Genomic DNA, 22,483 nt, shown 5'->3' with positions numbered 1-22,483 from the left:
GCATGGATTGGTTCGAGCGCCTGACGGGCTTTGCCGAGGACGACTACACGGCCACCCAGGCCCGGCTGCGCGTCGAGGACGGCCGCCTGCGCTCGGAGGCGAGCGATCGCACCTTCGGGATCGGCAGGTTGGAGCTGCCCTCCCTGGCCGAACTGCGCGCCCGCGCCGCGGAGGTCGCCGCGCCTGGCCGCCTGGCCGTCGAGATCGTGCGCGGCGACGCCCGTACGCTGCACAATCAAGCGGCCAACGCCGGGGCGCTGTTCCAGGTCGCCTCGCAGTTCAACCTGCTGGAGATGGTCGATCCCGGCGTCTCGCCCGAGGAAGGCGTGTCACGCTACGCCTGGGACGCCACCCAAGGTCCCGCCTGCGCCATCGCCGCCGGCGCGGCCACGATCTATCGCAACTACCTGGCCCCGGTCGGCGGGCGGCCCGGCCAGACCCGCGATCGCCAGCTCGACGGCCTTGTCGACCTTGGTCCGCGCCTAGTGGACCTCATCGGTCGTCCGATCGAGGCGCTCTGGACCATGCGCAACGGCTACGCCCTTTGCACAGATACCGGTCTGGAGGCGATCGCCGCCGTGCTCGACTATATCGACGAGAGCGAGCGCGACACCCTGCGGGGGCTGCTGCGCGTCGGCCTGGTCTGGGATGCCGAGGTCACCGACGATCCCGAAGCGACTGGCCAGACCGTGTCCCAGGCCTTCTGCTCGGCCCTGCCCGTCAGCTACGCGCCGGTCACCAAGGCGTTGGCCGCGCCCTTCGCCACGCTGATCCTCGAGGCCGCCTACGAGGCGACCCTGCTGGCGGGCGTGCTCAACGCCGCGCGCGGCCAGCCCGTCGTCTATCTCACGCGCGTAGGCGGCGGCGCCTTCGGCAACCGCGACCGCTGGATCGACGAGGCCATGATCCGGGCGCTGGACGCGTTGCGCGAGAAGGCGCTGGACGTCCGCATCGTCAGCTACGCCGCGCCTGACCAAGCTTTGCTCGACCTTGCCGATCGCTACGGCTGATACGCGCATGGCGCGGCTCGCTGCGTCGTACGGTTTACCGGCTCTTCACGACTCGCCTCCATGTTGATCATACACTCTCAACACGCGCGATGCGCGCGGGGATGATGAACCCATGGTCTCAGCCGTCGCTCCATCCCCCTACAGCTACGACCCCGTGGCGAACGCCCAGGCGCGCCTGGAGGGGGATCGCAATCTCTACAAGCGCATGGGCCTGGCGTTCGACGAGGCCGCCTATCTGAAGCGGGCCCAAGACCGCAAGGACATGTACGCCAAGGCGGCGGGATCGTACGACCGGCGTGAAGCCATCCTGGCCCAGGCCGACGCCTCGATCCGGGCGATGGGCCTGCCGGAAATCGCCGAACCACCGGTCGTGAGGGTGCAGCTGTCGTCCTCGGCCAAGGCGGCGCTCGCCCGTGAGGCCTTGCTCAAAGAGGCCGCGCAGAAGGCCGCCGAAGCCTCCGGCGCCGCGCCCGCCGAGGTTTCGGCCGAGACGCCCACGCCGCCCCTGGCGCCGACGCCCGCGCCCGCGACGACCACGGCCGTCGCCGCGCCGGTCGAGACCTATCCCAAGGGCTCGATCGAGTCCGAGAACAACCAGATGGCCACCGGCATGGCCAAGGTCGCGCGCGACAACATCGAGATGCTGGCTTTCGGCGCCGGCCTGGTGAACGGGGGCATATGGATGCTGAACTACACCGCCGAGCTCGACGAGCTGCGCAGCCGGGGGTTTGGCGGCGAGGCCGACATGCTGGTCTACACCTCCGAGCGGCTGATCAAGATGGGCCTGTCCAGCCTGGGCGGCACGACCGGCAAGATGAACAGCGAATTCAAGGTCACGGGCACGACGCTCTACCGCACGACCGAGGGCAGGCTGAAGATCGGCGACTTCACCCAGTCGGCGGGCGAGGCCGGCTGGTCGGTGTCGGTGCGCTCGACGGGCGAAGTCACCGCCCTCGCCAACGGCCGCGACGTCAGCGGCCAGGTCGACGACAGCAGCATGTGGGGCTACCGCTGGTCGGACGTCATCGCCGCCCGCAAGGCCAAGGAGGCCGCCGCGGCCCTCGCCGCGCAACCAGCGACCCTGGCCTTGCCCGCCGCAATCTCGAACACAACGACGACGGCGGGCCAGTCCCCGGCTTCGGCGCTGTCGGACGCTCCGGTGAGCGCCGCCGCCTCGACCGCGGCGGTCGCCCTGGCGACCCTGCGCAATGTCGGCCAGGCCATCGACCGCTCGATCTGACCACCGCGCGAAAATTCGCCTCGACGATGTCGGCTCCGTCGGCGTTCCTTCGTCCTCGGGAAGACGTGGCGACCAGGCCGCCAGCGAGGAAGGAAACGCCATGCCGAAGATCGCCCCGTTCCTGTGGTTCGACACCCAGGCCGAAGAGGCCGCGAACTTCTACGTCTCGATCTTTCCCAATTCGAAGATCGTGTCGATCAACCGCTATCCGGACGACGTGCCGCCGCCGGCCGGTCCGGGCGGCTCGGTGTCGACGGTCTATTTCGAGCTCGACGGCCAGCCGCACGTGGCGCTGAACGGCGGGCCGCACTTCAAGTTCACGGAGGCGATCTCGCTGTCCATCGACTGCGACGGCCAGGCCGAGGTCGACCATTACTGGGACAGCCTGCTGGCCGGCGGCGGCCAACCCTCGGCCTGTGGCTGGCTGAAGGACAGGTACGGCCTGTCCTGGCAGGTCACCCCGCGCCAATTGATCGAGCTGACCACCGGCGCCGACAAGGCCGTCGCCGGTCGCGTGTTCGCCGCCATGATGCAGATGGTGAAGATCGACGTGCCGACCCTCGAGAAGGCGGCGCGAGGCGAGTCCTAGGTCCCGCCAGCGCCTGGCCGGCGAGGCCCAGGTGCGCGGCCTGCCGGCCCTGCCGCTGCAGGCGCCGACGGGCCCGGTCGCGACAGGGGGCTCGCCAGCCTCAGGCCTTCTTCACGAACTCCGTCCGCAACACCAGGCCCTTCACCTTGTCGACATTGGCCTCGACCTCTTCGGGGTCGCCGGTCAGGCGGATCTTCTTGACCAGGGTCCCACGCTTCAGCGTCACCCCGCCCGAGCCCTTGACCTTCAGGTCCTTGATCAGGGTGACGCTGTCGCCGTCGGCCAGGATCGCGCCATTGGAGTCGCGGGTTTCGTCGGACATGGAGAGCCCCTTCGGCCGGCGGACGACAAGCCCGCAATAAAAGTAGGGGCTCTCCTAACCGATTTGCGGCGAAGATCAAAAGACCCGTCACCAAGCCTGCTATCGCCGAAGTCTACTGGGTCTTCAGGAACTCGATCACCGCCAGCCGCTCGTCGTTGCTCAGCGCCGGCCCGACCACGCCCTTGGTCCCGGCCGGGGCGTCACGGAACTCGTGGCCCTGGTTGGAGCTGCCCTTGACGCTGGTGTTCAGCTTGAAGGCCCCGCGCGGGCAGGACGAGACGTCGAGCCCGACCAGCTTGGGATCATAGGCCCGGTTGCCCAGGCAGAAGCTGCCAGGGCGCTCGCCCGGCGGTCCCAGGAGAGCATGCAGCGACGGCACCGAGCCGTTGTGCAGATAGGGCGGCGTGGCCCAGATGCCGTTCAGCGGCCGGGCCTTGTAGGCCGGCGGCGCCTGCACGCAGTTGGGCCGGTTGCCCTTGTCGGCCTCGGCCGTGTCGCTCTTGATCGGCACGGCCCGGTCGGCGTGGAACTTGTCGACCACGAACTGCACCGCCGAGGCCAGGGCCTGGCCGAACGACAGCTCGGTGGTCGCCGGGGTCGGGTTGGTGAAGCAGGTCACCCCCGTGACCGGGTCCGTCACCCCCGGCTGCAGGCCCAGGGCCAGCGGGGCCTTGATCTTGCGCGCCGACAGGATGTTGGCCTGGCCCGGATCGGTGCCCACCACGCTGAGCGGGATGATGTTGACCTTCAGATAGCTCTCGCCGTGCTCGTTGGCCGTGGTCCACAGCGAGGGCGTGTAGATCGCCTGGTTGGGATCATCGAGCGGCGGCATGTGGCAGCCCTGGCAGCGCAGGGCGTAGACCTTGCGACCGGCCGCGGCCTTGCCGACATCGATCCGGCCCAGCACGTCCTGCGGCCACTTCGGCGCCGACAGCCCCTTGAAGCCGCGCACCCGGCCGTCGGGCTCGCGCTCGAGCGGGTTGGGGCCTTCGATCTGCTGCTCCATCCGCGCCAGGTTGCCCACCGGCACCGACGAGACCCACAGCTTGTGGGGCTGGTCGTAGGTGGTCATGTTGACCCGCGCCAGCACCCCGATCGCCTCGCCGACATTGCGCACCGCCGGCTGGCCGATCGAGGCGTCATACTGAGCCCAGGTGAACCACGGCGTGGTCCACAGGTGCGGATACTTCACCGGCGCGGTCAGGGCCGCGTAGTTGTCGAGCGGGTCGAAGGTCGCCGACTTGGCCGGCAAGAGGTTGATGTAGAACACCTCGTTGCCGATGCGGTTGAGGGCGTCCAGGCGGTTGAAGCCCTCGGGCACGCCGTCGCGCTTGTCGATATGGGCCGTCCCCTTGGCTTCGGCGGCCAGGGCCTTGATCGTCGCTCCCAGCTCGGCCCGCAGCGCCTGCTTCTGGGCCCTGGTGGCGTTGGGGCCCAGCACCCGCTCGGCGAAGCTGTCGAACCGCCACGGCAGGACCTTGGTCAGCAGCAAAGCCGCGCCCAGGGTGTTGGTCAGGTCGCCCAGGCTGCTGGCGGCGTTGGCGCCGTCGATGCGCAGGGACACGCCGTTATATTCCAGGTGGCCGGTGTGACAGGCCGCGCAGGTCAGGCCCACCTGGTCGGGCAGCATCTGGCCGGTGGTCGGGTCGCGATAGGCCCGGGTGATGGCGAAGCCCACCGGCATGCCGGCCGGATTGAGGCCACGCGGGCTCTCGACCTTGGCGTCAACAGGCACGCCGCCTATCCGGGCCTTGTAGCCGTAGGCCTTCTCGCGCCCGCCGGCCGGTCCAGCCGATCCGCCGCCCGACGGCGGGCTGGGGATGAAGCCCAGCTTCTGCATGTAGGCGTCTTCGATGAACAGCCGCTCCTTGCCGAACGGCAAGATCTTCGGCTCGGCCACCGCCACGAACCAGGCGTAGGGGATGGGCAGGGTCGAGGTGCCCTGGGTGGCGTGGTGGAACCAGTAGCGGTCCTCCTGGCTCCAGCCCTGTTCGAGCCAGCGGGCCTCGCGCACCGGCTGGGCCGGCGGCAGCGGCGGATTGACGAAGGCGACCAGCCTCTCGATCCCGATCGCCACGAGGACGAAGACGACCAGGGCCAGGCCCCACAGAACCGCTTTCCGGTTTCTCGACATTCGACGCCCCTCCGCGACGTCGCATAAGAATGCAATTTTGAGGACTCATCAACATGAGATACAATTTCAGGAAGTGACGCGACCGATCTCACCTCGAGCGCGTCCCGGGGCCGCTTTCACACCACCAATCCAAACCTGACGAGCCGAGGTCAAAGATGGTCGATGTCGCCGCATCATCGTTCCTGGACACCTACGACGCCGCGCCGCAACCGCAGCAGAAACTGGGCCTGCTCTACCAGTGGATCGCCACCAAGCCGCTGGAACTGTTCAAGGAACTGCGCGCCAAGCGGCCGATCCTGGTGACGCCTGGCGGGCCGACGATCCTGGCGCGCTTCGCCGATGTCGAGGAGGCCCTGACCCGCAACCAGCAGTTCACGGTCAAGCCCTACGCGCCCAAGATGGACCCGGCCGTGGGGCCGTTCATGCTGGCCCGCGACGGCACGGTCTACAACCAGCGCGACAAGGGGATCATGCGGGCGCTGATCCAGCAGTCCGATCTGGCCAATGTCCGCCAGACCGTGGCCAAGATCGCCGCCAAGCTGATCGCCCAGGGCGCCTCGCCCGACGGCCGGCTGGAGCTGGTCTCGCAGGTCACCCGCCCTGGACCGATCGCCCTAACCGGCCAGTATTTCGGCTTTCCGGGGCCGGACCTGACGGCGATGCTGCGCTGGTCCTACGCCACCCAGAACGACATGTTCCACAACCTGATCGACGACCCCAAGGTGCATGCGGCCAACATCGCCGCCGGGGCCGAGATGCGGTCCTACCTGGAAGACTTCCTGCCCCGCCGCGCCAAGCAGGTGAAGGCCGATCCCAAGATCGACGACGTCGTCGCCCGCCTTCTACGGCTGCAGACCCCGCCCCAGATCGGCTTCGACCAGGGCCGCATCCTGTCCAACGTCATGGGCCTGCTGGTCGGCGGCATCGAGACCACCTCGTCGGCCATCGTCCAGGCCATCGACCAACTGCTCGACCGCCCCGACCAGATGATCGCCGCCAAGCGCGCGGCCGTCGCCAATGACGACGCCACCTTCGACGCCATCTTCTGGGAGGCCCTGCGCTTCAACCCGATGGCCCCGTTCGTGGTGCGCCTGCTGGTCGAGCCCTACACGATCGCCGCCGGCACCCCGCGCCAGACCTCGCTGCCGGCCGGCACGGTGGTGTTCGCCAGCGTCGCCTCGGCCATGCACGACGCCACGGTCGTGCCCGATCCGGAAACCTTCAAGCCCGGCCGCCCGGCCTATCACTACCTGCACCTGGGCTTTGGCGAGCACCGGTGCCTGGGCGACCAGGTCAGCCTGCAGCAGGCCCCCGAACTGGCCAAGCAGATCATCAAGGCCGGCTTCACCAAGCGCGCGGCTGGGGCGGCGGGTCACCTGGACTTCAAGGGCGGGCCGTTCCCGGAAAGCCTGGTCCTGACCAAGTAAGGTCGTCCGAACCTCGCCCATACCCATGGGCTGTGCTACCGCCAGAGCGTCGCGGCCGTCTCCCCAGCGGGGGGCGGCGGCCGGGGCGCGAGAGGCCGCAGTCGGTTCGTGAGCGCACCCCGCATCCTGTTCGTGGTCAATGCCGGCCCCAGCGTCGGCGGCGGCCACTTCATGCGCAGCCTCAACCTCGCCCGCGCCCTGGAGGCCGGCGGCGCGGCCTGCGCCTTCGCCGGCCCGCCGGCCCTGGACGCCCTGATCGACGCCTTCGCCCCCGGCGCCGCGCGCGCGACGATCGCCGACGCGACGGGCTTCAACGCCGTGGTCTTCGACCACTACGGCCTTGCCGCCCCCGATCATCGCGCCATCGCCGAGGGCCGACCGACCCTGGTGGTCGACGACCTGGCCGACCGCCTCCTGGCCGCCGACCTGGTGGTCGATGCGGGCCTCAGCCGCACGGCGGCCGACTATGCCGGCCTGGTTCCCTCGCAGGCCGAACTGCTGCTGGGCCCCAACCACGCCGCCCTGTCCCCGGCCTTCGCCGCGCTGCGCGCCGAGGCCCTGGCCCGCCGTGCCGCTACGCCAGGCGTCCACCGAGTGATGGTGTCGCTGGGCCTGACCGACGTCGGCGGGATCACCGCCCGCGTCGTCTCCGCCCTGCTGCCCGTGCTCGGCGAGCGAGCGCTCGACGTGGTGGCGGGCGGCGCGGCCCCCAGCCTGCCGGCCCTGCGCGACATGGCCGATCCGCGCCTTACCCTTCACATCGACACCCGTGACATGCCCGCCCTCACCGCCGCCGCGGACCTCGCGATCGGAGCGGCCGGGTCGAGCAGTTGGGAGCGCTGCGTGCTGGGCCTGCCCGCGCTCTCGCTGGTGCTGGCCGACAACCAGCGCGAGGCGGCCGCCGCCCTCTCCGACCGCGGCGCGCATCTGGCCCTAGGCGCCGACGACCTGCGCGCCCTGCCCGCCGCCTTCCAGGCCCTGGCCGACGACCCGGTCGCACGCGCGACCATGTCGGCCGCTGCCGCGGGCGTCTGCGACGGCGCCGGCGCGGCGCGCACCGCGGGCCGCTTCCTGGCGCTGATTGGCGCGACGCGATGAACTGGCCTAGCCTTGGCAGGTGCTCTTCGCTTCAGGACGCCAGGCCGTGCCGAACGTAACCCTCCGCCCCGTCGCCGCCGACGATCAGGATCGGCTTCTGGCCTGGCGCAACTCGCCCGCCGTCGCGCCCTACATGTACAGCGACCATGCGATCACGGCGCAGGAGCACGCCGCCTGGTTCGCCCGCCTGCCCGGCCTGACCACCGCGATCTACTGGATCATCGAACTGGACGGTCATCCGGTGGGCCTGGCCAACGTCGTCGACATCGACCGCCGCAACCGCCGCTGCGCCTGGGCCTACTACCTGGCCGACCCGGCCGTGCGCGGCCTGGGGATCGGCAGCTTCGTCGAATACTGGGTGATCGAGCACGTCTTCGGCCCGCTCGATCTCGACAAGCTGTGGTGCGAGGTGCTCGAGGGCAATACCGACGTCTGGCAGCGGCACATGGCCTTCGGCTTCCAGCGCGAGGCCCTCTACCGCGACCATGTGATCAAGGGCGGCCAAGCGCTGAACGTCGTCGGCCTGGGCCTGCTGCGCGCCGACTGGGCGGACCTGCGCGAGGGCTTCCGCGCCAAGCTGCTGGCCAAGGGCTTCGCGGTCGGCGAGGCCTGACCCCTACTCCTTCCGCCCCAGCGGGTGCTTGGTGCGCACTACCTCGGCCAGGTGTTCGCCGGCCACGTGGGTGTAGATCTGGGTGGTGCCGATGTCGGCGTGGCCGAGCAGGGTCTGGATCACCCGCAGGTCGGCGCCGCCCTCCAGCAGGTGCGTCGCGAAGGCGTGGCGCAGGACGTGGGGGCTGACCTTTTCGCGGTCGATGCCGGCGGCGATGGCGGCGTCCTCCAGCAGTTGCGAGACGCGCCGCCCCGTCAGCCGGCCGCCCTTGCCGCGCGAGGGAAAGAGCCAAGCGCTGGCCTTCTCGCCTTTTGGCAGAAATTGCAACCTTTCCTCCAAATAGGCCTTCACCGCTAAGCGGGCCGCATCGTTGAGCGGGGCCAGCCGCTCCTTGCCGCCCTTGCCCTTGACCATCAGGAAGGCCGGGTCGCGGGCCAGGGCCGACAGCGGCAGGGCCAGCAGCTCCGAGATCCGCAGGCCCGAGGCGTAGAGCAGCTCGATGATGCAGGTCAGGCGCAGGCCCTGGGCCCCGTCCTTGGCCGAGGCGGCGGCCAGCAGGGCGTCGATCTCGGCTCGCGACAGCACCTTGGGCAGCGGCCGGCCGGCCTTGGGCGCGACTACACGGCGGGAGGGATCGTCGGCTCGCCAACCCTCGCCCAGGGCGAAGCGATAGAACTGCCGCACGGCCGAGCGTCGCCTGGCGGCGGTGGCCGGTGAAAGTCCGCGCGCGCCGAGGTCCTGGAAATAGGCCTCGACGGCCTCGGCGTCGGCTTCGTCGAGATCGTTGTCCTTTCGGCCGAGAAAGCCCCGGGCGTCGGCCAGGTCCTTCTCATAGGCGCGCAGGGTGTTCGCGGCTGCCGCGCGCTCGACGGCCATCATCTCCAGGAAGGCCTCGACCCAGCCTTCGGCCCTCCCCCCCGACTTTGGGCCGCTCATTTCTTCTTCACGGGCTTGGCGGCCGGCTTGGCGGCGGCGGGCTTGGCCGGGGCCGGCGGCGCGGGCAGCAGGCCCTCGGCGGCGATCGCCCGGGCGTCGACGGCCAGGCCCGCGCGGTTCAGGGCCGAGATGATGCGTGCGCGATCGGCGGGTGCGGGCCCGGCGGCTCCGGCCTCGCCGGCGATCCACAGGGCCAGCAGCGCCGCCTCGCCCTTGCGGCCGGCGAGCGCCGCGCTGTCGAGCAGGGCCAGCCGCGCGGACGAGGCCGTGGACTTGCCCGCCTCGAACCCGGCGAAGGTCGCACGGTCCTCGGGGCTCAGCGCACCGCCCAGGCCTTGCAGCACCACGGCTGCCGGCTGCAGCGGCGACTTGGCCCCCGCCGCCGCGCCCTGCTCGACCAGTGTGTGCAGCGCCGCGTCGGTCGGCTCGCCCGAGTCCGCCGCCAGGGCCGCGTCGATCAGGGCCAGGTCCTGCGGCGCCGCGCCCGTCAGGCCGCCGCGGATCGCCTGGGCGGTCTTGACGTCGCCGGCCGCCAGAGCCGCGCGCAGGAACAGCATCTGATCCATCGGACCGCCGGCGGCCACCGTCGAGGCGATCAGCGGCGCGGCGGCGCGAGCGGCGACGGCGAAGTCGGTCCCCGGCTTTGCCGCGCGCAGGAAGGTCCAGTCCGAGGCCTGGGCCGCCGCCAGGTCGCCCGGGGCCGGCGCGGTGACCGGACGCAGCGCCGGCGAGGCCGTCGCGGCCGCCGCCGGGCTTCGGATGTCCAGAGCAAGGGTGGTCGAGAGGGCGAAGTCGATGCCGTTGCGCAGGTCGCCGCTCCCAGTGTCCGGCGTCTTGGCCAACAGCGCCGTCATCATCCGCACATAGGCGGGATCCTGGCTTTGCTGCTGGGCCAGGTTGAAGGTCAGCTGGGCCTCGTCGAGCTGCCCAGCGCGCTGCTGGCAGAAGGCCCGCAGGCGAAGCCAGTAGCCGCCGCCGCGATCGACACCCAGGGCGTTGGCGATGGCGCAGGCCCTCTCGTCGTCGCCGCGGATCAGGTTGGCCTCGGCCCCGGCCATGGCCAGGGCGCTGTTCTGGTCAAGCCCCGGCGTGCGGTCGAGCACCTGCTTGGCCCCGGCCGCCTCGCCCAGGGCGATCAGGCCCAGGCCGCGCGCCGCGCCCATCTCCGGATCGTCGCCGATGCCCTTGGGAGCGTGGGCGCCGGTCGCCAGCACCCGGCGGGCGAAGGCGGCGAAGGCCGGCGACAGCGGCTTGGCGCCCAGGGTCGGCAGCACCTGGCGCATCAGGCTTGGCGAGGCGTCCTTCCACAGGTCGTCCGGCAGGCCGGTCTCGGCGGTGGGCATCGAGAACAGGTCGGGCGGCGCCAGGGTCGTTACGGCCACCGCGCCCTCCTGGGCATGGGCCGTTCCGGCGAGGACCGACAGGGCGGCGGCGAGGGCAAGCGACGAACGCGGGGAGAAAGCCATGGCCGGCACTATGGCAAGGAAGCACGGCAGGCAGAAGACGGTGAAGGGGCCGGAAGGCGGCGCGGACGTAACCTTGGTCGTCCAGAAAGGCTTGCGAGCCGCCGAATTTGGGTCCAATTGCGGAAATGTACAGCTTACGTAGCGTGAGCTTGAGCCTTGGGGGGCTCCAACGTCCGGCCGGACGGGAGTGGTCGAGCAGCGCCGATCATCCGCAGGAGATCCCGCCGAATGCCCCTCTCTCCCCCCGATACCCGCCTCGCGCCCCTGGCCAGGCTTTGGCTGCTGCTGCTGGGCGCGGTCATCCTGGCCGCCGGACTGTTCTTCCTGATCGGCGGCGGCAAGCTGCTGGCCCTGGGCGGCAGCCCCTACTTCCTGGCCGCCGGCGTCGCCCTGGCCGTCTCGGGGGCGCTGATCTGCCGGGCCAAGGCGACGGGCGCGCTGCTGTTCGGCGCGGTGTTCGTGCTGACCGTGCTGTGGGCGGTCTGGGAGTCGGGCTTTTCGTTCTGGCCGCTGATCTCGCGCCTGCTGGCCCTGAGCGTCGGCGCGGCCGTCGTGGCCTTCTCCTATCCGCTGATGGCGCGGGCCAGCGGCAAGTCGCCGGCCTTCATGCCGGCCCTGGCGCTCGGCGCGATTCTGGCCGTGGGCTCGGCCGCCGGCTTCATCAGCATGTTCTTCGCCCATCCCACCGTGGCTTTCGCCGGCGCGGCGGCGGGCCTGGTCCCGGTCGATCCGGCCAAGGCCCAGAAGAACTGGGAAGCCTACGGCAACACCCCCGGCGCCAGCCGCTTCGTGGCGCTGAACGAGATCACCCGCGACAACGTCAAGGACCTGAAGGTCGCCTGGACCTACCGCACCGGCGACGTGGCGGTCAGCGACGGCAACGGCGCCGAAGACCAGGACACCCCGCTGCAGGTCGGCGACACCGTCTACATCTGCACGCCGCACAACAACGTCATCGCGCTGGACGCCGACACCGGCCGCGAGAAGTGGAAGACGATCGTCGACGCCAAGGCTTCGGTGTGGATGCGCTGCCGGGGCCTGGCCTATTTCGACGCCGGCGCGCCGCTGGCCCAGCCCACCGTCTCCGGCGCCACACCGGTGTTGACGGCGACCGTGCCCGAGGGCGCGCCCTGCCGTCGCCGTATCCTGATGAACACCATCAACGCCGTGCTGATGGCCTTCGACGCCGACACCGGCAAGGCCTGCGAGGGCTTCGGAACCGGCGGCCGCGTCGACCTGAAGGCCGGCCTGGGCGACGCCCCCGACCCGCAGTACCAGCTGACCGCCGCCCCGACCCTGGCCGGGACCACCATCGTGGTCGGCGGCCGCATCGCCGACAACGTCCAGGTCGACATGCCCGGCGGCGTGGTCCGCGGCTTCGACGTCATCACCGGCGCCCTGCGCTGGGCCTTCGACCCGGGCGATCCGTCGATCACCAAGGCCCCGCCGGCCGGCAAGACCTATGCCCGCTCGACGCCCAACGTCTGGTCGTCGATGTCGTACGACGCCGCCTCCAACACCGTGTTCATGCCGGTGGGCAGCGCCTCGGTCGATCTCTACGGCGTGACACGCTCGGCGCTCGACCACCGCTACGGCGCCTCGATGCTGGCGCTGGACGCCACCACGGGCCGCGAGAAGTGGGTGTTCCAGACGGTCCACAACGACCTCTGGGACTTCGACGTGCCGATGCAGCCCAGCTTCATCGACTTCCCGAAGACGGGCGGCGGCACGATTCCGGCCCTCGTCTTCGGCACCAAGGCCGGCCAGCTCTACGTGCTGGATCGCGCCACCGGCAAACCGCTGACCAAGGTCGAGAACGTGCCGGTCAAGGCCGCCAACATCCCCGGCGAGCCCTACGCCCTGACCCAGCCCAAGTCGGTGGGCATGCCGCAGATCGGCGCCCAGACCCTGACCGAGGCCGACATGTGGGGCGCCACGCCCTTCGACCAGCTGCTGTGCCGCATCGCCTTCAAGGGCATGCGCTACGAGGGGCTCTACACCGCGCCTGGCGCCGACAAGTCGCTGAGCTTCCCCGGCTCGCTGGGCGGCATGAACTGGGGCGGGCTGTCGACCGACCCGACCACCAACACCCTCTTCGTCAACGACATGCGCCTGGGCCTGTGGGTGCGGATGACGCCGCAGGCCGCCAAGGCCACGGCGGCGACCGGCGGCGAGGCGGTCAACACCGGCATGGGCGCCGTGCCCCTGAAGGGCACGCCCTACTCGGTCGACAAGAACCGCTTCCTGTCGGTGCTGGGCATCCCCTGCCAGGCCCCGCCCTATGGCACGATGACCGCCATCGACATGAAGACCCAGAAGATCAAGTGGCAGGTGCCGGTCGGCACGGTGCGCGACACCGGCCCGCTGGGCATCAAGATGGGCCTGCCGATGCCGATCGGCCTGCCCACCCTGGGCGGCAGCCTGGCCACCCAAGGCGGCCTCGTCTTCTTCGCCGGCACGCAGGACTACTACCTGCGGGCCTTCAACTCGGCGACGGGCAAGGAAGTGTGGAAGGCCCGCCTGCCGGTCGGCAGCCAGGGCGGCCCGATGAGCTACCGCTCGCCCAAGACCGGCAGGCAGTACGTCGTCATCACCGCCGGCGGCGCCCGCCAGTCGCCCGACCGCGGCGACTACGTCATCGCCTACGCCCTGAAATGAGCGGGCGTCTCGAACGGCTGAGCGTCGCCGCCGGTCTGGCGGCGGCGCTCCTCGCCTCGTCGGCGCTCGTCTCGTCCGCTCTGGCCGAAGAGCGCACGACCCTGACCGGAGGCTGGGGCGGGCTCCGCACTGATCTCGCCGAAGACGGGATCGCCTTTCGCGGCGACTACGTCTCGGAGACCTTCAGCGCCATCGACGGCGGCCTGCGACGCGGCGGCGGCTACACCCAGCAGATCCGGGTCGGCGCCGACTTCGACCTGGAGAAGCTGTCGGGCTGGTCGGGCGCCATCGCCCACCTGACCTTCAACGACCGGCGCGGCAAGGGCGTGTCGTCCGACGTGGTCGGAAACCGGCTGCCGATCCAGGAAGCCTATGGCGGCCAGTATACGCGCCTGACCGAACTGTCCGTCGAGCAGCGGCTGGACGGCGGCCGGCTGAACCTGCGGGTCGGCTATTTCGCCATGGGCAACGACCTGGGCGGCATGGCCATCGGCTGCAACCTGGTCAACGCCGCCTTCTGCGCCCACCCGCTGTCGATGTCGGGCGACAGCGGCTGGTACAACTATCCCAACGCCCGCTGGGGGCTGGCCGTGCGCTACGCCGTGCGGCCGAACCTGCTGTTGCGCACCGGCGCCTTCCAGGTGAATCCGTCGCTGAACGATGAGCGCAACGCCTGGAAGCCGTTCGCCTCGGGCTCGACCGGGGTGATGCTTCCGCTGGAGGTCGAGTACGACCGCGGCGCGGCCTCTCACAATTCTGGCGGCGCGATGCCCGGCCACTACAAGCTTGGCGCCTATTACGACAGCTCGCGAGTCACGCGGCAGGGCGAGACGGGCAAGGTGAAGGGCCGCTACGGCGTCTACCTGCTGGCCGACCAGATGGTCTGGCGCCAGGGGAGCGGAAATCGGGGCCTGTCGCTGTTCGGCCAGGTCACGCTCAATCCCAAGGCCTCGGCCCCGATCAACCGCTGGTACGAGGCGGGCCTGGTCCAGACCGGAACCTTCCCCGGCCGCGACGCCGACACCCTCGCGCTGGGGGTTGTCCATGCCCAGGTCAATCCGCGCCTGCGCCAGGCCTATGCGGACGCCTCGCCGACCCTGGTCGACTACGGCGTGCTGCCGGCCGGCGAGACGGCGATCGAGCTCAGCTACGGTTGGCAGGCGACCCGCTGGCTGACTGTGCGGCCAGACGTGCAGTACATCCTCGACCCCGGCGCGTTCGGCTATCGCTCGACGTCTAACGCGCTGGCGGTGGGGGCGCAGCTGAAGGCGCAGTTCTAGCGGCCCGCCCTCCCCTTTCACGAAACATGGCGCCCGCCTCAGGAATAAGCGCAGCTCCAGGCGTGGCGGCGGCCGCCCGGCTCGTGTATCGGGAGGATCGACCATGACCGCCGACCTCACCGCCCCACGCCATCCAGACCTCCGTGACCGGACCATCGTCCTCGTCGGGCTGATGGGCGTGGGCAAGTCCAGCGTCGGTCGGCGCCTGGCCCAGACGCTCGACCTGCCGTTCCGCGACGCCGACAACGAGGTCGAGCGCGCCGCCGGCCGCGGCATCCCCGAGATCTTCGCCGAGATGGGCGAGGCCGCCTTCCGCGACGGCGAGCGCCGGGTGATCTCGCGCCTGCTGGAAGACCCGCCGCACGTGCTGGCCACCGGCGGCGGGGCCTTCGTCAACGCCGAGACCCGCGCCCTGATCAAGGACAAGGCCATCGCCGTCTGGCTCAAGGCCGACCTGGAGCTGCTGGCCCGCCGCGTCGGCCGCAAGGACGGCCGGCCGCTGCTCAAGAACCGCGACCCGATGGACGTCCTGCGCGAGCAGGCGACCACGCGCTACCCCGCCTATGGCGAGGCCCACCTGACCGTCGAGACCGGCGACACGCCGCACATGGTGGCCGTCGAGGCCGTCATCGCCGCCCTGCGGACCTATTTCGCCTCCCCCGCCCCGACCTCGGAAAGAGTACAGCCGTGATCCGCACCGTTCCCGTGGGCCTGGGCGATCGCGCCTATGACGTGGTCATCGGCACCGGCCTGATCGACAAGGCCGGCGACCACGTCCTGCCGTTCCTGGCCAAGCGCAGGCGCTGCGCCGTGGTCACCGACGCCAATGTTGGCGAGCATCATGTCGAGCGGCTGTCGGTGTCGCTGGAAAAGGCCGGGGCCTCGGTCGACGTCATCGTCCTGCCGCCCGGCGAGGAGACCAAGAGCTTCGAAGGCCTGGCGCATCTGTCGGACCAACTTCTCGCCCTCAATCTCGAGCGCGGCGACATGATCGTGGCCTTCGGCGGCGGCGTCATCGGCGACCTCGCCGGCTTCGCGGCGGCGATCTACAAGCGCGGCGTCGACTTCATCCAGATCCCGACCACCCTCCTGGCCCAGGTCGACAGCTCGGTCGGCGGCAAGACCGCCATCGACACCCCGCGCGGCAAGAACCTGATCGGCGCCTTCCACCAGCCGCGTCTCGTCCTGGCCGACCTCGACGTTCTGGCCACCCTGCCCGCCCGTGAGCTGGCCTGCGGCTATGCCGAGGTCATCAAGTATGGCCTGCTGGGCGACTTCCCGTTCTTCGAATGGCTGGAAAAGAACGTCCATGCCGTGCTCGAGCGCGACACCGAGGCGCTGGTCCGCGCCGTCGGCCGCAGCGTCGAGATGAAGGCCGAGATCGTCGCCGAGGACGAGAAGGAAGCCGGCCGCCGCGCCCTGCTGAACCTCGGCCACACCTTCGGCCACGCCATCGAGGGCGAGATGGGCTTTGGCGACGCGCTCAAGCATGGCGAGGCCGTCGGCGTCGGCATGGCCCAGGCCTTCCGCTTCTCGGTGTCGCAAGGCCTGTGCTCGACCCAGGACGCCGTCCGCGCCGAGGCCGCGATCAAGGCCGCCGGCCTGCCGACCCGGCTGTCGGACGTGCGCCCCGAGCCGTTCCAGGTCGACGCCCTGATCGCCCACATGGGCCAGGACAAGAAGGCCGAGGGCGGGGCCCTGACCTTCGTGCTGGTGCGCGGGATCGGCGACGCCTTCGTCGCCAAGGGCGTCGATCCGGCCCCGCTGCGCGCCTTCCTGCTGGCCGAAGGCGCGGTCGACTGACGGCGGTCGGAAGATCGCCCCTTCCCCAATAGCCAAGCTTGTTTACGCTCGGTCGGAACCGCTCCGCATTCGGCGCGTTGACCACGATGCGCCGTAGTCTTCGGCGTGGGGTCTAGGGGGAGCCCGGGGTGATCGTTTTGGAGGCTGACGTGCGCGCTGCGACGGAGGAGGTTGCCGACCTCCGCCGGCGTTTGGCCGAGGCGCAGGCGGCCCATGCCGAAGAGATCCGCCGCAACCAGGCCTTCAGCCGGATCGCCACCGCCATCGGCGCCCACCAGAGCCTGGGCGAGACCGTGCAGGCCGTGATCGACGGCGGCGTCGAGCTGATCGGCGCCCAGTTCGGAGCCTTCTTCTACACCGTCGTCGACCAGACCGGCGAAAACTACATGCTCTACGCCCTGGCGGGCGCGCCGCCGGAGGCCTTCGCCCACTTCCCCATGGTCCGCAAGACCGCCGTGTTCGCCCCGACCTTCGACGGCGTCGGGGTCGTCCGCTCCGACGACATCACCGCCGATCCCCGCTACGGCAAGAACGCCCCCTTCCATGGCATGCCCGCCGGCCACCTGCCGGTGCGCAGCTATCTGGCCGCGCCGGTCAAGACCGCCGATGGCCTGGTGCTGGGGGGCCTGTTCTTCGGTCACCGCGACACCGGACGCTTCGACGCCCGCGCCGAGACGGTGATCGTCGGCCTGGCCGCCCAGGCCGCCGTCGCCATCGAATGGAACCAGGCCGGCGAAGCGGGCGACCGCGAGCTGACCGAACGCCGCCGCGCCGAGGAACGCCTGAAGTTCGCCCTCGATTCGGGTCGCCTGGGCTCGTGGGAGCTCGACGTCGAAACCCGCGCCTACGACGCTTCCGATATCTGCCGCTCGAACTACGGCCGGGGCCCGGACGCGGCCTTCGGCTTCGACGATCTCGTGGCGACGATCCACCATGGCGACCGCGACCGCATGCTCGCGGCGATGGACGAGGCGATCCGCACTGGCGGAGACTACGACATCGAGTACCGGGTGGTGGTCCCCAGCGGCGAAACCCGCTGGGTGCACGCCCGCGGCCGCGCCGCAGTGCGCTACCAGAGCGATGGCGACGTCCGCGGCGGCGTGCGCCGCATGGCCGGGGTGTCGCTGGACGTCACCGAGCGCAAGCGGGCCGAGGAGCGCCAGCGCCTGCTGCTCAACGAGCTAAACCACCGGGTCAAGAACACCCTGGTCACCGTGCAGTCGATGGCCGCCCAGACCTTGCGCGCCGCCGACGACCTGGAAGGCTTCCGCGAGGCCTTCGAGGCCCGGCTGATCGCCCTGTCCCAGACGCACAACCTGCTGACCGAGCAAAACTGGGAGAGCGCCAGCCTGCGCGAGATCGTCGACGCCGAGCTCGAGGCCTTCGGCGGCCGCGAGCGGCTGGACTTCGACTACGCCCGCGACCTGCGGCTCAATCCCAAGGCCACCGTGGCGATCGGCATGGCCGTGCATGAACTGGCCACCAACGCCGCCAAGTACGGAGCCCTGTCGGGAGCCGAGGGCCGGGTGACGATCAGTTGGACCACCGAGCCGGCGTCCGACACCACCCCGGCCCGCCTGCATCTGCGCTGGACCGAAAGCGGCGGCCCGCCCGTCACCCCGCCGAGCCGTCGCGGCTTTGGCGCCCGTCTTCTTGAGAAGGGCCTCGCCGGCGAGTTGTCCGGGCAGGTCCGTCTCGCCTATGATCAATCTGGCCTGGTCTGCGCCATGACGCTGCCCTTGGCCGCCCTGGAGCCTTGAAACACATGAAGACCCTCGCCGCCCTGAAGGTACTGGTGGTCGAAGACGAAGCCCTGGTCTCGATGCTGGTCGAGGACATGCTCGGCGATCTCGGCTGCGAGGTCGTCGGCCCGGCCGCCGAGATCGAGGAGGCCCTGCGCCTGGCCGGCTCGGCCGAGATCGACGCGGCCCTGCTCGACGTCAATCTGGGCGGTCGACCGATCTTCCCGGTCGCCGACGCCCTGAAAGCCCGCGGCGTGCCCTTCGCCTTCGCCAGCGGCTATGGCGAGGCCGGCCTCACCGAGCCGCACAAGGGCTCGGCCGTGCTGCAGAAGCCGTTCCGCGAAGCCGACCTGCGCCGCGTGCTCGAAGGCCTGGCCGCCCAGGTCGCCTAAGCCGCCTACCGGCTTCCACCGACGAAAAGGCCGCGTCCCTACGAGGGGCGCGGCCTTTTTCGTGTCGTTCGCCGCAGGACCGGCAGGGCAAGCGGACAATGAAAAGGGGCGGCGAAGTCGCCTTCGCCGCCCCTCCTCTCTCTTGCCTGGACGCTTGGGAAAGCGTCCTCGCGACTACCAGCGCTTGCTGATGTTCACGAAGCCTTGGCGGCCCAGCAGCAGGTCGTAGCCCGTGGTGATGGCCGCGGTGCCGATGCGGAACTGGCCCGACGACTGAGCGGGCGAGCGCTCGTCGAAGACGTTCCGGATACCGGCCTGGATCGTCCAGTCGTCCATCTTCTTACGGACGGACAGGCTGTGGACCGCGGTGAACTCCGAGTACTGCTTGTAGTAGACGTCGGCGGCCACGACGGCGATCGGACCGGTGCCCAGCAGGGTGGCGCAGGGGCCGGTGACGTTCGTCACGGTGTTGCGGCACGTCGTCGAGTAGCGGGTGCTCGGGAACACGTCGCCTTCGAACTCTTCGGTGTCCGAAGCCTTACCGATGATGTCCACGCCCCACTGGTAGGTGTAGTCGCCGCGGTCGAAGCGCGTGACGATCTTGCCGGTGAAGTCGGGGCCGTCGTAGCCGTAGGTCGTGCCGTTGTAGTCCTCGGTCGCCGAGCCGGCGAGCAGCTCGACCACGTCTTCCAGCTGCCAAGCGAACTGCGAGTCGATCGACAGCTTGCCGAAGTCGAACTCGTGCTTGTAGCGGATGTAGAGATCGATACCGCGGGTGCCCTGCTCAGCCACGTTGACGTAGCTGTTGTTCACGTCCGTGATGTAGTGCGTGCTCGGATCACGAGTGAACAGGGTGCAGAGCGGGTCGCCCGGATAGTTGGCCGAGGTGTAGCAGGTGTTGAGGATGTTGGCCGAGCCGAACTGACGGATCTCGTCGTTGACGGTGATCTCGTAGTAGTCGACGGCGACCGACAGGTCGACGAAGCTGGGCGTCCAGATCGTACCGACGGTCCAGGCCTTCGAGGTTTCGGCATTCAGGATGCCGGCGCCGCCGCCCGTGGTGATCAGGGCGCTGTTGCCGCCAGCGGCGGTGTAGCCTTCCGGAACGCCAGCGGCCGCGCAGTTGGCCTGCAGGCGCGGGTTGGTGCTGTCTTCCCAGCGGATGCAGGGATCGATAGCGGTCTGGCCCAGGAAGCTGGTCTGGTTGGCCAGGTACAGTTCGTACAGCGCCGGAGCGCGGAACGAGGTGCCCTTGGTCGCGCGGACGCGGATCGACGGGGTGATGGCCCAGTTCAGACCGACCTTGTAGGTCTTGTCTGCGCCGTAGCTGTCATAGTCGGTGTAGCGAGCCGAACCCGAGAAATCGAGGGCTTCGATGAGGGGCAGGCCCTTCAGCAGCGGCACTTCGATTTCGCCGAAGACTTCCTTGACGGTGTCCGAACCGGCGGTGCGGCCGGCCGAGGTCGACCCCCACAGGTTGCCGAGCTGCTCGTTGCGGTCCGGCGTGTCGTCGATTTCGTCCTTGCGGAGCGCGAAGCCGAGCGCCGCGCCCACCTTGCCGGCCGGCAGGGTGAACAGATCGCCCGAGATCGTGCCTTCGACCATCTTCTGTTCGTAGGTGGTGGTGCCGCGCGAGCGGCCGAACAGGAAGCCGGCTTCGCCGTCGTTGAAGTTGCCGCCGATGACGTCGCGCGACAGCCAGCGGATGCCGGTCGGAACGGCCGAGCAGTTGCCGCCCGAGATCGTGATCAGCGACTGGTTACAGGCCGCGGCGCCCGTGGTGGCGAGCACGCGGTCGTTATAGATGATGTCGCCCTTATAGACGGCGTCCGACTTCGAGTACTGACCGTAGATGTCCCAGTCCCAGCCGCCGAGCACGTTGACGGTGCCCTTCAGGCCGCCGACCAGGCGGAAGTAGTCGACGCGCTGCTCGCCGTCCGACTTCAGCGGGATGATCGGCAGCAGGGTGCCCAGCGTGGTCCCGTACGGGTTGTTCGGGTTGCTGGTGTAGAAGCTGTTGCCGGGCGTGCTGCTGAGGGTCGGGAAGAACTGGCGCAGGCCATTCTGTTCCGACTCGCGGCGGTTGAACAGGAACTCGCCGTAGGCTTCGACGCCTTCGGCCAGATCATAGCCGCCCGAGGCGTACAGGCTGTAGAGCTTCACCGGGCTGATGGCCGAGGCGCGGGCGTACAGCGGGTTATTGTACTTGGCGTAGCCGAAGGTGTCGGGGAAGCCGGCGCGGGTCTGGCGGGCCAGATCGGCGTACGGGATCGGGGTGTTGCCGAACAGTCCGGCCGCGTTGGCCGTGCCGCCCGAGTTGCCGACCACGTTATAGTTGACGCCGGTTTCCTTGTAGATCAGGTCGCCGAAGTTGCCGGTGCGGATAACCTGCGACAGCTGGTTATAGCACATGGTGTTGCCGTTGCGGTCGCGCAGGTCGACCCGAGCGCCCGAAGTCGGGTTGAACAGGTAGTCGGCGGCGCAGGAGGTGTCGTCGCGGTCGCCGCGGCGCAGAATCTTGCGCTCGTTGTATTCGGCGGCGATCGAGAAGTGACCACGGTCGAAGGTCTTACCCCAGGCGGTGCTGAGGTTGTAGACTTCGCCGCCGCCCTCGAACGACTGGTTGGTGTAGAGGTTGATCACGCCACCATCGAGATTGGTCTTGGTGACGATGTTGATCACGCCGGCGACGGCGTCCGAACCGTAGACCGACGAGGCGCCGTCCTTCAGGATGTCCTGACGCTCGACGATGGCCTGCGGGATGACGTTCAGGTCGACCGGGCCGACCGTGCCGCGCGTGCCGGCGGGTCCGACGCGACGACCGTTGAACAGCACCAGCGTGCGGTTGGCCCCCAAGCCCCGCAGCGAGATGCTGTTGGCCCCCGGGCCGCCGTCGGTGACGTAGCCGGTGAGCTGGTTGTTGACCTGGAACGAGCCGGTCGCGGCGACCGAGCCCTGCAGGACCTCGGCGGTGTTGACCAGGCCTTCGAGGCTCGAGGTTTCCGCGTTGATCACCTGGATCGGCGACGAGCTGGTGAACTCGTTGCGGCGAATGCGCGAACCGGTGACGACCAGTTCCTCGACTTCCGCCGGATCGTCGGCCTTGGCCGTCGTCGACTGGGCGAAGGCGAAGGTCGGCGCCGCGGTTGCGGCGATGAGGCCCGCAATGACGGACGTGCTAAGAAGTAGCTTACGCTGGAGCATAATGTTTCTAGTCCCCTATCCCCCAGATGGCGGGCGGACATTAAGCCGCGCCCACAGAAATATGACTGGGTCGCAAATTCGTAACAGCTCTTTCGAAGAGCTCAACGAAAGGTCGCTCAAAGGCATAATTCGGGCCGAAAGCGTTACAATCCGGTCACAGTATCGCCCTTTTGGTCGGCGCACGCTATTTTTTTGATCAGCCCGATTTCGGAGTATATGTTTTGAATATCGCCGGTATTTAAGAAAATTGAGCCAGAAACGGGCTGATAATAGCAAAAAGAACCCCTCAAGCGAGGCTTGCCGAGACCACCACATCCCCGCGCAAAATCAGGGCACCCAGAACTATTTTCGCGACCGAAAAGCCATATTTGCGCCATCGGGAATCGGCGTCCGCAACCTTCTGAAACCCGCGACAGGCCATGTTTAGCAGGCTTGACCGCCGATTCTGACGCGTCTGGAGACGCAGGCGGAAACTTGCGCACCCGAGAACGACGTTCGAAAATCTTGCCGAGGCGAGGGCTACGGGGTTTACCCGCCGCGAGGCGCTGCATTACGTTTCCAAATGTTGC

The 22,483-nt window shown here is 69.4% G+C and carries 18 protein-coding genes; 12 read left to right on the top strand and 6 right to left on the bottom strand.

Translation table 11 applies throughout. From position 1 onward, the window contains the following. The first annotated feature begins 2 nt into the window (after nt 1-2). The 3 genes from I4Q42_RS15205 (at nt 3) to I4Q42_RS15195 (ending at nt 2,839) form a co-directional block, all read left to right on the top strand. Nucleotides 3-1,010 (top strand): hypothetical protein, encoded by a 1,008-nt coding sequence (locus I4Q42_RS15205; RefSeq protein ID WP_198576930.1) that lies wholly within the window; start codon nt 3-5, stop codon nt 1,008-1,010. A 112-nt stretch (nt 1,011-1,122) separates the two neighbouring features. Beyond that, the gene (locus I4Q42_RS15200) at nt 1,123-2,250 is read left to right on the top strand and encodes a hypothetical protein (RefSeq protein ID WP_198576929.1); all 1,128 of its coding nucleotides are present in this window, start codon (nt 1,123-1,125) and stop codon (nt 2,248-2,250) included. A gap of 100 nt (nt 2,251-2,350) precedes the next feature. Continuing rightward, nucleotides 2,351-2,839, top strand: a complete 489-nt coding sequence (locus tag I4Q42_RS15195; RefSeq protein ID WP_198576928.1) for a VOC family protein — start codon at nt 2,351-2,353, stop codon at nt 2,837-2,839. A gap of 100 nt (nt 2,840-2,939) precedes the next feature. Here I4Q42_RS15195 and I4Q42_RS15190 read toward each other — a convergent pair whose 3' ends face one another. Then, nucleotides 2,940-3,161: an alkylphosphonate utilization protein gene (locus I4Q42_RS15190; RefSeq protein ID WP_198576927.1), complete on the bottom strand. Its 222-nt coding sequence runs from the start codon at nt 3,159-3,161 to the stop codon at nt 2,940-2,942. 112 nt (nt 3,162-3,273) lie between these two features. Next, the gene (locus I4Q42_RS15185) at nt 3,274-5,295 is read right to left on the bottom strand and encodes a di-heme-cytochrome C peroxidase (RefSeq protein WP_198576926.1); all 2,022 of its coding nucleotides are present in this window, start codon (nt 5,293-5,295) and stop codon (nt 3,274-3,276) included. 155 nt (nt 5,296-5,450) lie between these two features. On the opposite strand from I4Q42_RS15185, the gene I4Q42_RS15180 reads away from it, so the two are divergent. The 3 genes from I4Q42_RS15180 (at nt 5,451) to pseH (ending at nt 8,433) form a co-directional block, all read left to right on the top strand. Next, complete coding sequence (locus I4Q42_RS15180; RefSeq protein WP_198576925.1) at nt 5,451-6,722, top strand: cytochrome P450; 1,272 nt, start codon at nt 5,451-5,453, stop codon at nt 6,720-6,722. Nucleotides 6,723-6,830: 108 nt separating this feature from the next. Continuing rightward, nucleotides 6,831-7,820, top strand: coding sequence for a UDP-2,4-diacetamido-2,4,6-trideoxy-beta-L-altropyranose hydrolase (gene pseG, locus I4Q42_RS15175; RefSeq protein WP_198576924.1), 990 nt, complete (start codon nt 6,831-6,833; stop codon nt 7,818-7,820). Nucleotides 7,821-7,866: 46 nt separating this feature from the next. Next, the gene (gene pseH / locus I4Q42_RS15170; protein WP_198576923.1) at nt 7,867-8,433 is read left to right on the top strand and encodes a UDP-4-amino-4,6-dideoxy-N-acetyl-beta-L-altrosamine N-acetyltransferase; all 567 of its coding nucleotides are present in this window, start codon (nt 7,867-7,869) and stop codon (nt 8,431-8,433) included. Nucleotides 8,434-8,436: 3 nt separating this feature from the next. Here pseH and I4Q42_RS15165 read toward each other — a convergent pair whose 3' ends face one another. Together I4Q42_RS15165 and I4Q42_RS15160 are read right to left on the bottom strand one after the other, a co-directional pair. Further along, entirely contained in the window at nt 8,437-9,369 is a 933-nt protein-coding gene (locus I4Q42_RS15165) for a site-specific tyrosine recombinase XerD (protein WP_198576922.1), read from the bottom strand. After that, nucleotides 9,366-10,835, bottom strand: coding sequence for a hypothetical protein (locus tag I4Q42_RS15160; protein ID WP_198576921.1), 1,470 nt, complete (start codon nt 10,833-10,835; stop codon nt 9,366-9,368). The genes I4Q42_RS15165 and I4Q42_RS15160 overlap by 4 nt, the downstream gene beginning before the upstream one ends. A gap of 228 nt (nt 10,836-11,063) precedes the next feature. Here I4Q42_RS15160 and I4Q42_RS15155 point away from each other — a divergent pair, with 228 nt between their 5' ends. The 6 genes from I4Q42_RS15155 to I4Q42_RS15130 all read left to right on the top strand — a co-directional run bounded on the left by I4Q42_RS15155 (nt 11,064) and on the right by I4Q42_RS15130 (nt 18,710). After that, nucleotides 11,064-13,493 (top strand): membrane-bound PQQ-dependent dehydrogenase, glucose/quinate/shikimate family, encoded by a 2,430-nt coding sequence (locus tag I4Q42_RS15155; protein ID WP_198576920.1) that lies wholly within the window; start codon nt 11,064-11,066, stop codon nt 13,491-13,493. Beyond that, nucleotides 13,490-14,773, top strand: coding sequence for a carbohydrate porin (locus I4Q42_RS15150; RefSeq protein ID WP_198576919.1), 1,284 nt, complete (start codon nt 13,490-13,492; stop codon nt 14,771-14,773). The genes I4Q42_RS15155 and I4Q42_RS15150 overlap by 4 nt, the downstream gene beginning before the upstream one ends. A gap of 103 nt (nt 14,774-14,876) precedes the next feature. Beyond that, entirely contained in the window at nt 14,877-15,464 is a 588-nt protein-coding gene (locus tag I4Q42_RS15145; RefSeq protein ID WP_198576918.1) for a shikimate kinase, read from the top strand. Next, on the top strand, nt 15,461-16,576 hold the full coding sequence (gene aroB / locus I4Q42_RS15140) for a 3-dehydroquinate synthase (protein ID WP_198576917.1): 1,116 nt from the start codon (nt 15,461-15,463) through the stop codon (nt 16,574-16,576). The genes I4Q42_RS15145 and aroB overlap by 4 nt, the downstream gene beginning before the upstream one ends. 149 nt (nt 16,577-16,725) lie before the next feature. Further along, the gene (locus tag I4Q42_RS15135) at nt 16,726-18,336 is read left to right on the top strand and encodes an HWE histidine kinase domain-containing protein (RefSeq protein ID WP_332873087.1); all 1,611 of its coding nucleotides are present in this window, start codon (nt 16,726-16,728) and stop codon (nt 18,334-18,336) included. A 5-nt stretch (nt 18,337-18,341) separates the two neighbouring features. After that, on the top strand, nt 18,342-18,710 hold the full coding sequence (locus I4Q42_RS15130) for a response regulator (RefSeq protein WP_101714994.1): 369 nt from the start codon (nt 18,342-18,344) through the stop codon (nt 18,708-18,710). A gap of 174 nt (nt 18,711-18,884) precedes the next feature. On the opposite strand, the gene I4Q42_RS15125 is transcribed toward I4Q42_RS15130, so the two are convergent. Continuing rightward, nucleotides 18,885-21,914, bottom strand: a complete 3,030-nt coding sequence (locus I4Q42_RS15125) for a TonB-dependent receptor domain-containing protein (protein ID WP_198576916.1) — start codon at nt 21,912-21,914, stop codon at nt 18,885-18,887. 143 nt (nt 21,915-22,057) lie between these two features. Beyond that, entirely contained in the window at nt 22,058-22,465 is a 408-nt protein-coding gene (locus I4Q42_RS15120; RefSeq protein ID WP_198576915.1) for a hypothetical protein, read from the bottom strand. Between the last annotated feature and the right edge of the window lie 18 nt (nt 22,466-22,483).

Origin of the sequence: Caulobacter hibisci, assembly GCF_016135805.1 — a bacterium.
GTDB classification, from domain to species: domain Bacteria; phylum Pseudomonadota; class Alphaproteobacteria; order Caulobacterales; family Caulobacteraceae; genus Caulobacter; species Caulobacter hibisci.
This window is presented reverse-complemented; position numbering and strand designations above follow the sequence as displayed.